The sequence below is a fragment of the uncultured Winogradskyella sp. genome (genome assembly GCF_937958655.1).
Classification (GTDB): Bacteria; Bacteroidota; Bacteroidia; order Flavobacteriales; family Flavobacteriaceae; genus Winogradskyella.
The window spans coordinates 1-14,891 of sequence record NZ_CALGNH010000083.1 but is presented as its reverse complement, the minus strand read 5'-3'; the positions used below and the strand labels follow the sequence as shown (position 1 = coordinate 14,891).

The 14,891-nt window shown below is 33.8% G+C and carries 12 protein-coding genes; 5 read left to right on the top strand and 7 right to left on the bottom strand.

Annotation, left to right across the window (positions count from 1 at the left end; genetic code table 11):
* From Q0800_RS13670 to Q0800_RS13660, 3 genes are all read left to right on the top strand, one after another.
* Positions 1-1,223 (top strand): hypothetical protein (locus tag Q0800_RS13670; protein WP_299130839.1); only part of this gene is annotated, 1,223 nt, incomplete at its 5' end.
* Positions 1,224-1,226: 3 nt separating this feature from the next.
* A complete protein-coding gene (locus Q0800_RS13665; protein ID WP_299130836.1) occupies positions 1,227-1,991 on the top strand; it encodes a hypothetical protein in 765 nt (254 codons plus the stop codon).
* A gap of 68 nt (positions 1,992-2,059) precedes the next feature.
* Positions 2,060-3,715, top strand: coding sequence for a SulP family inorganic anion transporter (locus tag Q0800_RS13660; RefSeq protein ID WP_299130833.1), 1,656 nt, complete (start codon positions 2,060-2,062; stop codon positions 3,713-3,715).
* Here Q0800_RS13660 and Q0800_RS13655 read toward each other — a convergent pair.
* Positions 3,705-4,175 carry a GNAT family N-acetyltransferase gene (locus Q0800_RS13655; RefSeq protein ID WP_299130830.1) on the bottom strand — a complete coding sequence of 157 codons (471 nt, stop codon included), beginning with the start codon at positions 4,173-4,175 and terminating at the stop codon, positions 3,705-3,707. The genes Q0800_RS13660 and Q0800_RS13655 overlap by 11 nt on opposite strands.
* Positions 4,165-5,178 carry a formimidoylglutamase gene (locus Q0800_RS13650; protein ID WP_299130826.1) on the bottom strand — a complete coding sequence of 338 codons (1,014 nt, stop codon included), beginning with the start codon at positions 5,176-5,178 and terminating at the stop codon, positions 4,165-4,167. Before Q0800_RS13650 ends, Q0800_RS13655 begins: the two co-directional genes overlap by 11 nt.
* Positions 5,179-5,270: 92 nt before the next feature.
* Here Q0800_RS13650 and Q0800_RS13645 point away from each other — a divergent pair, with 92 nt between their 5' ends.
* On the top strand, positions 5,271-6,158 hold the full coding sequence (locus Q0800_RS13645; RefSeq protein WP_299130823.1) for a chromosome partitioning protein ParA: 888 nt from the start codon (positions 5,271-5,273) through the stop codon (positions 6,156-6,158).
* 29 nt (positions 6,159-6,187) lie between these two features.
* Here the strand turns inward: Q0800_RS13645 and hutI are convergent, their stop codons facing one another.
* Both hutI and fumC read right to left on the bottom strand, forming a co-directional pair.
* Complete coding sequence (gene hutI / locus Q0800_RS13640) at positions 6,188-7,459, bottom strand: imidazolonepropionase (RefSeq protein ID WP_299130820.1); 1,272 nt, start codon at positions 7,457-7,459, stop codon at positions 6,188-6,190.
* Between the two features lie 91 nt (positions 7,460-7,550).
* A complete protein-coding gene (gene fumC / locus Q0800_RS13635; protein ID WP_299130815.1) occupies positions 7,551-8,948 on the bottom strand; it encodes a class II fumarate hydratase in 1,398 nt (465 codons plus the stop codon).
* A gap of 355 nt (positions 8,949-9,303) precedes the next feature.
* Between fumC and Q0800_RS13630 the strand changes: the two genes are divergently transcribed.
* Positions 9,304-11,262 (top strand): glycoside hydrolase family 9 protein, encoded by a 1,959-nt coding sequence (locus Q0800_RS13630; protein ID WP_299130812.1) that lies wholly within the window; start codon positions 9,304-9,306, stop codon positions 11,260-11,262.
* 237 nt (positions 11,263-11,499) lie between these two features.
* Here the strand turns inward: Q0800_RS13630 and Q0800_RS13625 are convergent, their stop codons facing one another.
* The 3 genes from Q0800_RS13625 to Q0800_RS13615 all read right to left on the bottom strand — a co-directional run.
* Entirely contained in the window at positions 11,500-12,525 is a 1,026-nt protein-coding gene (locus Q0800_RS13625) for a hypothetical protein (RefSeq protein WP_299130809.1), read from the bottom strand.
* A 50-nt stretch (positions 12,526-12,575) separates the two neighbouring features.
* The gene (locus Q0800_RS13620; protein WP_299130806.1) at positions 12,576-13,235 is read right to left on the bottom strand and encodes an ABC transporter ATP-binding protein; all 660 of its coding nucleotides are present in this window, start codon (positions 13,233-13,235) and stop codon (positions 12,576-12,578) included.
* 41 nt (positions 13,236-13,276) lie between these two features.
* Positions 13,277-14,891, bottom strand: a 1,615-nt coding sequence (locus Q0800_RS13615) for a DUF5916 domain-containing protein (protein WP_299130803.1), incomplete at its 5' end; no start/stop codon positions are given.

Sequence of the window (14,891 nt, the reverse complement as noted above, 5' to 3'; positions counted from 1 at the left end):
TGGCCATTCAGCCTAGTGAAAAGTATGTGATGCAGCAAGTTACCGATAATACGGAGGAAGTTTTTGCTGTAAGTAGTACAACACCATTTCCGCGATTTTCTAATGAAAATCGCATCGACGTTACCTTTTCAATAGGAGAGTCGTTAAAGTTTAGTAGAAACACCTATAATGCCGTTGTGCAACGCTTCAATCCTTGGATGTTATTTAACTACGAGCCAAGTGATACCTTTTATATGAAAAATGACGAAGGTGCATGGGTGCAAGTGGTAAGTTTAATAAAATGGAAAGGGTTCTTCTTTCCTTATCCATCATTTGGTGGTGTTATGATTATAGATAATGGAGAACACGATGTTAACGACTATTTTGAGCGTATATTAATTGGTAAAGGCACGTTTGTGAGTCCAGATGAAATTAAAAATTATCCGTTTTTAAATAAGCAAAACACACTTGCAGAAGAAGTTTCGCAATTACAAGCTGAATCCTTAAAGTTTTTAGGTGGATTTAGTGATCCTTTGCCTTGGAATATGGAAACCGCTGTAAAAATTCCTTTAATGCCAAAAGACCAAAACCAACAACCTTATGTTACTGATTTTGATTTTGCAGGGAGCAACTCAGATGCCTATAGTGGACTTTACCATTGGTTTGGCTTAGAGCCAGTAGGAGACGAGCGTACGAGTTTAAGCTATAGTGTATTTGTGCCAGCAGATGGTACCGAAAAACTATATTATTATGACCATGCCACCAAAAAACAGGGTTATGCTGGTGTATCTGCAATGCCTTTAAAAGTTAAAGAATCGCGCAAAGAATACGACTGGAAAGCCAGTACACCAGTAGAGTTTAGACCATATATTAAAGAAATAGCTGGCAGAAAGCGAATGTTCTTTTTAGGAACCATTTCGTCTATTAGTGAACAGAATGCACAACAGTTTGATGGTTCTGCAACGCCAGATTTAGTTTTAATCGATAGTGAATATCGCGATGTGATTTGGATAGATGTTAAGCATCCAAGTACATGGGACGAAGAAGTATATAAGCAACTCAATGAAGCTTGGAGAGCTAGTGAAGGCATAGGTTACTATTACAACGAGCAAGCTAAAGATGAAGATATAATGCAAACTCAAATAGATTCGTTGAAAACCATTCCTAAGGCAGAAGATAATTCTAAGAAGATTGAAGACTATCAAAGAAAGATTGATTCTCTCAAGGCTTTAAATAGTAATTAAAAGTTGATAATAAAAAAACTCAAGTTTTTCAATTTTTATATCTACAAGCGCCAAAGGTTAAGCGAAGAAGTAATTGATATAGATTTTGATAGCTATTTCTGTGATGACATAGGACTCTATGTTATTTATACCGATCCTAATTTTGAATATAATTTTGTCTCCTTATCAGAAAAGAAGGATTGGAGCATGCTAGCGCTATGGACATATAGATTGTCAGTTTTTAATTTATTAATTACTAAGAGTATACAATTAGTTTGTTTTAAGGACGAAAAATCTTATTTCAATAGACTAAGAAAGCGCGAATACCAAAGCTTCTATTTTAAGGTGATTAACAATACATGCCAAGGAAATGATAAGTTTTGTAGCGAGATTTTAAATTTTATAACAAAAGCTAACAATGAATTAAATAAGGAAGTAGAATTAAGCGATTATCTCCGACTTATAAATGATAAATACTTAGGAAAAGATGGAGAATATAATAGACCAGAAAAACGATTTATTATTGAGTTGGTTAAGCAATATGCAAAAGACTATAAGTGGATTAATATCATTTCAGAAAAGAAAATGCTTGGTTTATATAAGCATCATAAAATAGAATTGAACAAAATCTATATTCCGAGATTAAAAATTCACCATAAAGAACTCGAAAATTATTATAATGATTGTATTAATGAGCATTATACATTAAGGCAATTAGCTTCTAAAATTAGAGAAGACTTACAAGATGATTTTGAGAATCGCCATCCCAAAAATGATGATGTAGATTAAATTGATTTAAGTTTTAGTTAAGTTTTTTATAGATTATATTTAACCTAAATTTTAATAAAACCCAATATATGAGTTCAAAATTCTACGATTTTAAGTATTTAAAAGGAGATTTAACTGGTGGTTTGGTTGCTGGTGTTGTGGCTTTGCCTTTAGCCCTTGCTTTTGGTGTTCAATCTGGTCTTGGTGCTATTGCAGGACTTTATGGAGCGATTGCTGTCGGAATTTTTGCAGCAATTTTTGGAGGTACTGCAACCCAAGCGAGTGGACCAACTGGTCCTATGACAGTTGTTTCTGCCGCCTTAGTCGCTGGTGCCATTGAGCTTACAGGTAGCTTAGAAGCTGCTATGCCCATAGTTATTGTTACCTTCTTACTTGGTGGTATATTTCAAATCATATTTGGACTAATTAATATTGCTGGATATGTGAAGTACTTTCCATATCCTGTGGTTTCTGGTTTTATGAGTGGAGTAGGACTTATCATCATTATTTTACAATTGTTCCCGTTTGTTGGTCTAAGTTCAGCAAAGTCGACCTGGTTGGTAATGCAAGATTTACCTAGATTATTCACTGATTTTAATTGGCAAGCTTTGGCTTTAGGCGGATTAACAGTGCTGATATATTATGTATTCCCCTATATAACTAAAGCTATTCCCAGTGCTTTGGTAGCATTGATTGTGGCTTCTATTGCTGCTTACTTTTTAAAATGGGACGTACCAATTATTGGTGAAATCCCATCAGGTCTCCCATCATTACAAATCGATGGACTGCTCACCATAGATGCTAGTGCTTACACCTTAATTGCTGAATATGCTCTTGTATTAGCTGTTTTGGGTTCAATAGATTCCCTATTGACTTCAGTGATTGCAGACAATATGACCAAAACCAAACACAATAGTAATAGAGAATTAGTTGGACAGGGTATTGGAAATGCCATCGCAGCAATTTTTGGCGGAATTCCAGGTGCAGGAGCAACTAAAGGTACTGTGATAAATATCAATTCTGGTGGTCGTACACGAGTATCTGGTGCAATACATGGGTTGTTTTTATTAGCTGTATTACTAGGCTTAGGTACATTAGCGGCACATATACCGCTATGTGTCTTAGCAGGATTATTAATTCCAATTGCCGTTAAGATTATCGATGTAAAAGGGTTAAAGCATTTATTAGTAGTACCTAGAGCCGATGCTGTTGTATTAATTATTGTGTTACTAATTACAACGTTTGGTAGTTTAATACAGGCTGTGGGTATTGGTTTGCTATTAGCGTCTTTACTATTTATGAAACGCGCCAGTGACATTGGTGAAAAAGGTATGGAAGTAGGAACTATTGCTGGTTTTGATGGTGAAAAACCTTGGCAGGACGAAATCGAATTCTACGAACAATACAAAGACAAAGTTTATATTAAGCACCTATACGGCCCTTTGTTTTTTGGGTTCACCTCGCATTTTCAAGATGAAATAGCTAATATACCAGAACAGATTAAGGCACTCATTATTCGTATGGACCGTGTGCCCTATATTGACCAATCTGGTTTGTATGCATTAGAAAATGCAGTGTTGGATTTAGAACAACGTGGTGTACAGGTTTTATTAACTGCCGTACAAGAGCAACCTAAGGATAAATTAATTTCTATAGATATTGTACCAGATTTAATTTCTGAAGAGCATATTTTTGAAAATATAAAGGGAGCTTTTGATTATTTAAAAAGTCATTTTAAGCTTTAAATTCCAATAACATTTTAATATCCGAACGCTCGTAAGGACTATTACTTTCTAATTTTAAATCTTTAAACCCATATTTTCTATAAAGATAAATGGCATTTTCTAATTTAGTATTAGAATAAAGTAGTAGCGCCTCTAGGTTTTTAGATTTAGCAAAATCTATACAATGTTGTAATAGTTTTTGGCCTATTTTTTGTCCGCGTTCTTCTGGTAAAACAGCCATTTTTGTAAGTTCTAAGATACCGTTATCCTCAGTTGGCATAAGTGCTACAGTACCGACTATAGTTGTGTTCTTAATAGCAAAAAAGATATAACCACCTTTGTCTATGATATGCATATTTGGTTTGCTTAATACCTCTTCGTCAAATGGCTCAACGTAAAAATAGGTTTTAAGCCATTCAATATTTAAATCATAAAAGTATTGCGCATATATGTCGTCGTAGTCTATAATTTTAATGGTCATGGGCTCTAATAAAATCAGTGATTAAATAGGAGATGAGTTTTCCAACTTTTGAAGCTGTTTTTTTCGTTGGTGCTGCTTCACAAATATGCAGGTAACTTGCATTTTTATGTTTACCAAAGTAATGAACAAATTGCCTTGTTTTTTTTACAGAAAAACCACTTGGAGTCATAGCACTACTAGGTATGTCAGCTATAGCGTCACAATCTATCTCAATACCAAAAGGTTTGTTAGAGACATGTTGAGATGCAATTTCTAGTTCAGATAAAAATTCAATGTCGTTTCTAACCTCTAAAGCTTCATACGTATTGTATTTTATACACTTAAGTTGAGTTAAAGTTTTAAAAATTTTATCAGAAGTGTAGTTTTCATGTAAGCCAAAAACAAAATAATTTTTTAAATAACCTTCGTTATAAGCATAACTAAAACCATTGCCGCTATGTCGTCCTTCTTTATCTCTGAAATCGGTATGGGCATCTAAATTCACAACATTGGCCTTGTCATTTTTTGCTAATGATAATCCTTTAATATTGCCATATGCATTATTATGCCCTCCACCAATAATAATAGGAATTTTCCCTGCTTTAACGATAGTAGCAACCATATAAGTGACGTCTTTATCAATAGCTTCAACCAGACGTCTTGCTTTAGTAATATTTTTTTTGGTTGCTTTTTCTTCTACTATTTTGCGCTCCATTGAATAATCTAAATGACCCAAAACAAGAACTTTTTTGGGTTGATTAAAGAGATTATATTGCGTATTTAACAAAATTTTAATTGTTGCTTGCCATGCATTGTAAGCCCCTGTTATTCCTTGGTTTGCGTAAATTCCAATATCTTCTTTTATTCCAAAAAGAACATAGTCAACATCTAAATTAACAATGTCATCGTATGTAGTAGTGAGGTTAGGTATTAACTGAATATGTTCTCCAAATTTTGATTCTCGGTTTCGAACTTTAGTTAAAGAATCGCGATCTTTAGAAGTGAATAAAACGAGATTTTTCATGTTGGATAATTTAAAATAAATTTACAGCTTTTAGACTAAACTCATATTAATTTAAAAACAATAATTAACAATAACTTAAAAACTAAGACATTATGGAAAATTCACAAAAATCAAGTACTGGACTAAAAATAGGTTTAGGACTATTATTGGTATTATTTTTAGGCGCATCGTTTGTTGCTTCTAAGTACTACAATGAAGGTAAAGAAACTGAAAAAGCACTTATCTCTGAGAAAAAACAAGTAATGAACGACCTAAACAATATGGCAAAGCAGTACGATGAAGCCATTGCTGCAAGTGAAGTGAAAAATCAAGATTTAATAGCCGCAAGAGATCGTATTACAGGTTTAATGGATTCATTAAAAGTATCTCAGAATAGTGTTAATAGCTTATGGAGATATAAAAAGAAGTTTTTAGCATTACAAGATGAAATGGATGTACTTATGGTTGAAAACGATAAGTTAAAAGTTGAAAACCAATATTTAGCAACATCATTAGATAGTACGCAAGTTCAATTAGCTGAACGTACAGTGTTTACAGACTCTTTATTAGTACAGAATACTGAGTTAGCTAACGTTGTAGAAGATGCAGCTGCTTTACAAACTGTTGGTTTAGTTGGTATGGGAGTTATAGAGAGAAGTAGTGGAAAGCAAATCCCTACAGAACGTGCAAGACGAAGTGATAAAATTAAGGTATGTTTTACTGTAGCAAAAAACATGTTAACAGAGGCCGGTGATAAGGAATTATATGTGCAGGTCATAGATCCTAAAAACAATGTATTAGGATCTAACGAACAGATTCAATTTGATGGCCAAACATTAAACTACAGTCTTATTAGTAGGTTTAACTACGAAAATAGAAATTTAAACGTTTGTGAATACATTAGTGTCCTTGATGATTCTAAATTTGAAGAAGGACGTTATAAAATAAACGTATTTAATGATAAAGAGTTGATTTCTTCTTCAGAGTTTGCTCTGAAATAAGAATTGATGATTTGATTATTGGTTAATAGCTAAGAGATCCGGAAGTTTGCTTCCGGATTTTTTATGGCTTTAAATTGCCCATTAATAACCACAGAATCTATTGGGTTATGACCAAAGGCGTAAGGAATTTCTTTATAATGGTTTAATGGTTTTGTAATGATAAGGTTCGCTTTTTTTCCACGTGTAATGCTACCATACATATTGCTAATTCCCATAGCATACGCTCCATTAATAGTAGCTGCATTAATAGCTTCTTCTGGCGTCATTTTTAAATTTATACAAGCAGCACTCACAACAAAATTCATATTTCCGCTTGGTGCTGTACCAGGATTGTAATCTGTGGCAATAGCCAAAGGCAGTCCAGCATCAATAAGTTTACGCGCTGGCGTATATGGTATGCCTAAAAAATAGGAACAGCCTGGTAGTGCTACTGGTATTGTATGAGACGCTTTTAAGGCATCAATATCGTTGCTATTAAGTTGTTCTAAATGATCAACAGAAATAGCCTTATACTTTACACCAAGCGCAACACCACCAAAACTATTAAATTGGTTAACGTGGAGTTTAGGCCTAAGATCGAACTGTTGTGCAGCACTAAGAATTTGCTCAGTGTCTTTAAGATCAAAATACCCTTTTTCACAAAAAACATCTATGTAATGTGCAATATTAAGCGCTTTTGCCTTAGGTATTAGATCGTTAATAATGAGCTCTATATAGTTATTTTTATCGGCTTTATAGGCCTCAGGAATAGCATGAGCAGCCAAAAGGGTAGGTATTATTTTTGCTAAACTTTCGAGTTTAATCCGCTTAATAACGCGTAACATTTTTAACTCAGCCGCAACAGTAAGTCCGTAACCTGTTTTTATCTCTACGGCACCAGTACCCATGCTAATAAGCTCATCTAATCGCTTCATAGCTTGGTTATATAAGTCTTCTTCATTTGTTTTCTGTAAGATTTTGGCTGAGTTTAGAATACCACCACCTTTATTTGCAATCTCCTCATAACTTAAACCGTTAATGCGATCTACAAAATCAGATGTTCTATTACCTGCATAAACAAGATGTGTGTGAGAATCGCACCAAGATGGTAGTACAATTTTACCTGTGGCATCAATAACGGTTTCTGCTTCTATACCTTCGCAATATTTCATTTCTCCATACTCAATAATAGTATCGTGCTCAATATATAGATAAGCATTTTCTATTATAGGCAATATTTTCATAGCCTCACCTTTAACAATGGTAACGTTATTATCATGAACTTGTAATAACTGTTTTATGTTTTTTAGGAGTACAGACATAAGATTGGCTTTATGTAAAGATTGTTATTTTTTTTGAACAAAAAAAACGCTACCCATTTAAGGACAGCGTTTTTATATATTGCTGTAGTAATTATTTTAAGCTACCTACCATGTCTTCGGGCTTTACCCAATCGTCATAATCATCAGCAGAAACATAACCCAAGTTTATGGCTTCTTCTTTTAAAGTGGTTCCGTTTTTATGAGCAGTATTTGCAATTTCAGCGGCTTTATAATAGCCGATTTTTGTATTAAGTGCTGTAACAAGCATTAAAGAATTGTTTAATAATTCTTTAATAACCGAATGATTTGGTTCAATACCTTGTGCACAATTTACATCAAAGCTTACACAAGCATCACCGATAATCTGAGCTGATTGTAAAATATTTGCTGCCATCATAGGTTTAAACACATTGAGTTCATAATGTCCTTGTGTGCCACCGACGGTAATAGCCACGTCATTACCCATAACTTGGGCGCAGACCATGGTTAAGGCTTCACACTGTGTAGGGTTCACTTTTCCTGGCATAATAGAACTACCAGGTTCATTTGCAGGAATAATAATTTCGCCAATACCAGACCTTGGACCAGAGGCCATCATTCTAATATCATTTGCAATTTTGTTTAGTGATACAGCAATCTGTTTTAAAGCACCATGTGTTTCTACAATCGCATCGTGTGCGGCAAGCGCTTCAAACTTATTTTCTGCCGTTACAAATGGTAATTCTGTAAACTCGGCAATGTATTTAGCAACTAAAATATCGTAGCCTTTTGGTGTGTTTAAGCCTGTACCTACTGCAGTACCACCTAAGGCTAATTGGCTTAGATGTGCTAAAGTATTTTCTAACGCTTTTAAACCATGATCTAGCTGGGATACGTACCCAGAAAATTCCTGACCTAGAGTTAATGGTGTAGCGTCCATGAGATGTGTACGACCAATCTTTACAACATCGTTAAATGCTATGGATTTATTATGCAGTGTATTTCTTAATTGAATTAGCCCAGGAATGGTAGTTTCTACTACCTTTTTGTATGCAGCAATGTGCATCCCAGTAGGGAAGGTGTCATTTGAGGATTGTGATTTATTAACATCATCATTAGGCTGTATAGTTTTATCTCCGTCTCCAATAACTTTACCTGCAATCTGATGGGCTCTATTGGCGATAACTTCATTCACATTCATGTTACTTTGGGTACCAGAGCCTGTCTGCCAAATCACAAGTGGAAACTGGTTATTGTGCTTTCCTTCTAAAATTTCATCACATACTTGAGCAATTAGATCGCGTTTACTTTGGTCTAAAACACCTAGTTCACAATTGGTATAGGCTGCAGCTTTTTTAAGGTATGCAAAACCGTAAACAACTTCTAACGGCATAGAGGCTGGTGCGCCAATTTTAAAGTTATTACGAGAGCGTTCAGTTTGAGCGCCCCAAAGTTTATCTGATGGGACTTTAACCTCGCCCATGGTATCTTTTTCTATTATGTAAGTCAATTTTAGCTTTATTTTAAATAACATTACAAAATTACTGATTTATAGGTTTTAAGGAATGTAAAATATGTGTTAAATTTAAGTCTTCTAAAATGATTAATTTATGGGTATTGTCTTTTGTTTTGCGCTTTTATAAAGTAATCTAATTGTATTATTGTAGATGAGCAGAATATTCAATAACTAAATCGGTTTATAGCGATAAAATTTTCAAAAGTTTAATTAGTAGTTTAAAATACTAAACTGTGTAATTATTTTTTTCAGTTTGTAAATTTACCTTATCTTTATAGAGCAAATAATAATGCTTGAGAAAACCTACTTTTTTCAGAAAAAAAATTAAAATTTAATAGAGCCAAATCTTATGAAATCAAAATTACTTTTTACATTTTTTCTATTTAATGCTTTTTTATCTATGGCTCAATCTGTAGATATTAGATATAACCAGTTGGGTTATTTTAATGAAAGATCTAAAATTATTAGCTTAACCTCTTCGAGTACCTTTGCGCCTCAATCATTTTCTGTTTTAGATGCTAATGATAATGTTGTACTTTCTGGTACTTCAGAAGGTTTAAGATATTGGGGTGATGCGCAAGCCTTTGTTTCAAAAATTGATTTGTCTGCGATAACTACTGATGGTGTTTATAGACTTCAAACAAATAATAATGAGGTAACCTTTAATGTTGGTGCTGATATTTACGAATCTCTATCAGAAGCAAGTTTAAAATATTATTATTACAATAGAGCATCCTCTGCAATAACTTCTACCCATGGCGGTGTACATGCCAGAAGTTTAGGGCATGCGGATACCAATGTTCGTGTTCATAGTTCGGCTGCTTCACCAGCGAGACCAACAAATACGATTATTTCAGCACCAAAAGGGTGGTATGACGCTGGTGATTATAACAAATATATTGTTAATAGTGGTATATCAACATATACTTTATTGGCGGCTTTTGAGCATTTTGAATCATACTATCAATCAAAAACTATATTTATTCCAGAAACTGGTGGTGCATTACCAGATCTATTGGATGAGGTAAAATGGAATTTAGATTGGATGTTAGCAATGCAAGAGCCAGCCGATGGAGGTGTATATCATAAACTTACAGGATTAAATTTTTCTGGTAGAATTATGCCTAATCAGTATAACGCTCAGCGTTATGTGGTGGGTAAAAGTACCTCTGCAACCTTAAATTTTGCGGCAGTAATGGCCGTAGCCTCTAGAGTTTATGCAGATTACGAAACTGAACTACCAGGCTATAGTGCTACACTCTTAAGTGCTGCAGAAGCGGCTTATGCATGGGCAGAAGCTAATCCTAACCAATATTTTTCAAACCCACCGAATGTTAATACTGGAGAATATGGTGATGGCAACGTTTCCGATGAATTTCAGTGGGCTGCGGTAGAATTATTTATTACTACAGGAAATACAAATTACAGTAACGATATTAATATTTCTAGCATAGGAAACGGAACTCCGAGTTGGCAGTATACCGATCCTCTAGCCTTAATATCCATATTACATCATAATACTTCTTTTTCATCTAGTATTGTAAATTCTGCCAGTAGTACTTTTTTAAATACTGCTAATACTCTAAAAAATGGTGTAGAAAGTGGCGAAATGAATATTACTATGGGTTCGACTAATAATAACTATGTGTGGGGTAGTAACGGTGTAGCTGCAAATCAAGTTGTATTGTTAATTAGAGCTTATGAATTAACTAATGATGATTCTTATTTAGATGCGTCTTATGTAGCTGCAGATTATTTATTGGGTAGAAACGGCACGGGATATTCTTATGTTACAGGTTATGGAGATTTCTCAACAACGTATCCACATCATAGGGTATCAGATGCCGACGGTGTAGCAGAGCCAGTGCCAGGTATGTTGAGTGGTGGTCCAAATCCAGGACGACAAGACGGATGCTCTGGATATTATAATACTAGTAATGCTGGATCTTATCTTGACGATTGGTGCTCCTACGCATCAAATGAAGTTACAATTAACTGGAATGCGCCATTGGCTTATGCAGTTAATGCGCTTAATTTCTATCAAAATGGCGTTGCATTAAGTACGGAAGAATTTGGGTTACCCTCATCTAATACTGTAGATGTTCACCCTAATCCAACAAAAGGTGAAGTGAATATTAGTTCTGAAAAAACGATTGCATCTGTAGTTGTTTATGATACACTTGGAAGAGTGGTAGATACCTTCACGGAAACGAATTTTAATTTGTCTGACATCAAAGATGGTTTGTACTTTTTAGAAATTACTCATACAAATAACCAGACTGCTATTAAAAGGCTAGTAAAACGATAACATACTGTACTTTTGCAACGTTCTTAGTTGAGATTATTTTAATAAAATAATAAATTACAATAAAAAAAAATGGAAGTTAGAAGACACCGATTTTTTTATTTATCCATTGCATCTAAAGATTAAAACGATCTTAAAAGTAATAGAGATAGTGTTAGTGCCTTTACATTAATACTTATAGACTGGATAATTTTAAATATTAATTACAAATGTATCGGTGTGTAATGACTTTGTTGTTTATTAAAATTTGTAGCCAAATTTAAAGCCCAATGTAAAATTAAAAAAGGTACCACTATCTTGAGCTTCATTTTTTCTAAAACATAAAAAACAATCTTGATCTACTATAAGAGTATCGGTTTCTGCATTAAATGTGTTGTTAAGGTTTTCTATACGTCTAATACGTATACCTAAACCAGAGTATAAATCAATAAAAAGTCTTTTATCAATAGGATAGTTTATACCTAATTTAAGATTATAGATATCTACAGTCTTTGTAACACCTACGGTCTCTCTAACAAAAAAGCTAATCTCTTCGTCGGTAGCAGTATAGCTAATATTATCATTAAATAGATACCGAATATAGCGTGCTTCAAATCCAATGTATTTATTAAAACGTGGATTTTTTGGTTTAATTAGGGTATTATATAGTTTTATTTCATACCTAATGGATCGTCCTTTGTTTTTGTATAGTTCTAAATTTGGTCTACCGCCAAGTCTATCTGTATATACGGTTCCGTATTCTGCACTAAAACTTACACGGTCTGTAAAAAAATACTCACCTCCAATGGTGAGCATGGGTTGAGTAAAAAGATCTATGGCTTTAAGAGGTGAGGTATATATAAAAAAATCATTCTTTTTTAAAAGTACAGGTAATGTAAAATGTCTGTAAAATTTGCTGTTAGTGCTATCTATACTAAAACGCAGGTTTTTTTTGTAAGTAAATCGTTTCTGATTTGTAAAATCAATTACGACACCAGCCCACGAATAAGGCACAAATAAATTTAAAGCTAATGTACCGGATAATCTTTTAGGAATATTAAAGTCTTGAGACAGGCTATCATTAGAAATTGTCAGTTTTAAACTATCCTTAGACCGTTTTGGAAAAATTTTCACAAACTGGTCTTTTACTTTATAAGTAGAATCCTTATAAGTTACAACAGTGCCTTTTCGTGCATGTATTTTTACTCGTGTTGTTTTTCCGTTGAGAAGCGTGGCACAAGAATTTAAAACTAAAAAAAGCGTAAGTAATAAAGTAAATTTTTGCATGAATCATTTAATTCATAGATGACTCTAACGCAAAAGGGTTGCGTTTAATTCTATGTTATTTTACCATCTACCATAGTCAGTTTGCGATCTGCCATATCTGCTAGTTCTTGGTTGTGTGTTACAATGACAAAGGTCTGTTTAAACTCGTCTCTTAACTTAAAAAACAGATTGTGTAATTGTTCGGCAGATTCACTATCTAAATTCCCAGAAGGTTCATCGGCAAAAATAATTTTTGGTTGATTAATTAATGCTCTGGCAACAGCAACACGCTGCTGTTCTCCGCCAGATAAACTATTAGGCTTGTGATGCATTCTATCTTTTAGACCTAAATAACTTAGAAGTTCTGTAGCATGTTTTTCTGCTTCAACTTTAGAAGTGTTATTAATAAACGCAGGTATACAGACATTCTCTAAAGCTGTAAATTCTGGTAACAATTGGTGAAACTGAAAAATAAAACCAATATTTTTATTTCTAAACTTTGCTAGAGCGCTGTCGTTGAGCTCTTTTATGGATTGACCATCGATTAAAAGATCCGCTTTATCTAAATAATCAGGCTTATCTAAAGTGCCTAAAATTTGAAGTAAAGTGGTTTTACCTGCTCCAGATGTGCCTACGATAGATATTATTTCACTTTTAGAAATAGTTAGATCCACACCTTTTAAAACATGCAAATCACCATAGGATTTATGAATATTTACTGCTGTTATCATATACAGCTAAAATACAATTATTAATTAGTTTTATTTACGCATTATGGGAGCGTATTAAATGTGTTTAATTGAGTATTACTATTAGCTTGGCCTGTCTGCGATGTTTTTTTCTTCTTAAATAAAGGCTTAATTTTATTATAGTCTATAAAATACTGCATTCGTAAGGAAAAAACATTTTGCTGTGGTTGTCTAAAAAGTAAGTCTAAACTCTCAGAAAACCCATCCTCAGAATTTTCTTCAAAATTGAATATTTGGTTTCTATAAAGTGCTGTTAAAAAACTTCCTGGTGCAAATTGCCAAGAATAACTCAAATCTATATTCCAAGTACTAAAATTAATATTAGGATCGTCGCCTATGTTGTCTAAATTAAACCCAGTATCTGTTGTAAGACGTCCATTGTCTTGTAAGGTAAAAAGATCATAATCATAGTGTACAGTATCCCAATAATGTCTAAATGTTAAGCCTAGTGAATGAAAAGGATTAAATGTATAATTTCCAGAAAGTGTATTAGTTACTATTTGTCTGTTACGCTCACCCAATATTGGTTGGTTATTTACTTGTGTGGCATAACCGCGGTCGCCATTATTGTAGTTAAATGAAAAGCCATATATCAACAAGAGTTTATCGGATACTCTTACTCTTGGTTCAATATTAAAATCGTATGAAAAAAAATCTCTTCCATCCTCAAAAAGTGCCCCTAAGTTTGCTCTTGCATCAATAGCAAATGTTCTATTGTAATTGGTAGAGATCCATCCGCCTGTACTCACTGAATTTTCAAAAATAAATGGTCTGCCGTCTCGAGATTCGAAAAAATCAAATTGTTTACCAGGCTGCAAATTTAACCTAAAACCATAGGCGTCTAGTTTTTTTGTAAAGGCTCTATAGCCACCACCAAAATTAAATTGAGAGAATGCGTTTGGTCTCACCAATCTTCTGTAATTGGAAAAAAAGTTGAAACGATAACTATTTAATTTCCCTGATGGTTCAAAGGTTTCATAAGAGAAGTCAAAACCAAAATCATTTCTATTATTTCTAAAATTTAAACCAAGATCATTAATTTCATATTCAGTATCTGCAAATCTATGATCAAAGCTATATCTAAAATTACCTGCAACTTTACCGATAAACAAAAAGGTATTAAAACCTGTTTCGGTAGGATCATTTTGATAATTTACGTTGCTCATTCGTAATGCAGTATCAAATCGGTAGGTGTTTTTTTTATTCACCAAATTTGCAACTAAAGCAGTAACATTAGCATCTCTAAACTCACCTTCACGCATTACATTGGTGTTGATTAAGCTGATGGCAGAATTACCTCCAAATTGTTTGTCAACAACCAATATATTATAGTTAGTAAAAGGTTCAACAACTTCTTTGCGAGATTGGCCAGTGTCTGTATTTGTAATGGTAGCAAATGTCTTTTCGGTAATAGCATTAAAAAGTCCAAGTCCCCAACCCTCTTTGGTTCTACCAGAAACTTTTACTGCATTTAGTACTTTAACTTCATTTGGTACATCCGCTTCCTCATTATCGGCTAAATTAAGTTGGCCTGTGGGTGCACTACCAACACGCCTAGAAAAGAATAAACCACCTTTTGAAAAAAGATCTACACCTTCAGTAAAAAATTGGCGTTGCTCAGAAAAGGTTTGCTCAAAT

Bases quoted from the DNA above. Each gene is read 5' to 3' on its own strand.
- Q0800_RS13645 (WP_299130823.1), top strand. From the start codon at position 5,271: ATGGAAAATTCACAAAAATCAAGTACTGGACTAAAAATAGGTTTAGGA.
- hutI (WP_299130820.1), bottom strand. From the start codon at position 7,459: ATGTCTGTACTCCTAAAAAACATAAAACAGTTATTACAAGTTCATGAT.
- Q0800_RS13650 (WP_299130826.1), bottom strand. From the start codon at position 5,178: ATGAAAAATCTCGTTTTATTCACTTCTAAAGATCGCGATTCTTTAACT.
- Q0800_RS13655 (WP_299130830.1), bottom strand. From the start codon at position 4,175: ATGACCATTAAAATTATAGACTACGACGACATATATGCGCAATACTTT.
- Q0800_RS13660 (WP_299130833.1), top strand. From the start codon at position 2,060: ATGAGTTCAAAATTCTACGATTTTAAGTATTTAAAAGGAGATTTAACT.
- Q0800_RS13620 (WP_299130806.1), bottom strand. From the start codon at position 13,235: ATGATAACAGCAGTAAATATTCATAAATCCTATGGTGATTTGCATGTT.
- Q0800_RS13630 (WP_299130812.1), top strand. From the start codon at position 9,304: ATGAAATCAAAATTACTTTTTACATTTTTTCTATTTAATGCTTTTTTA.
- Q0800_RS13625 (WP_299130809.1), bottom strand. From the start codon at position 12,525: ATGCAAAAATTTACTTTATTACTTACGCTTTTTTTAGTTTTAAATTCT.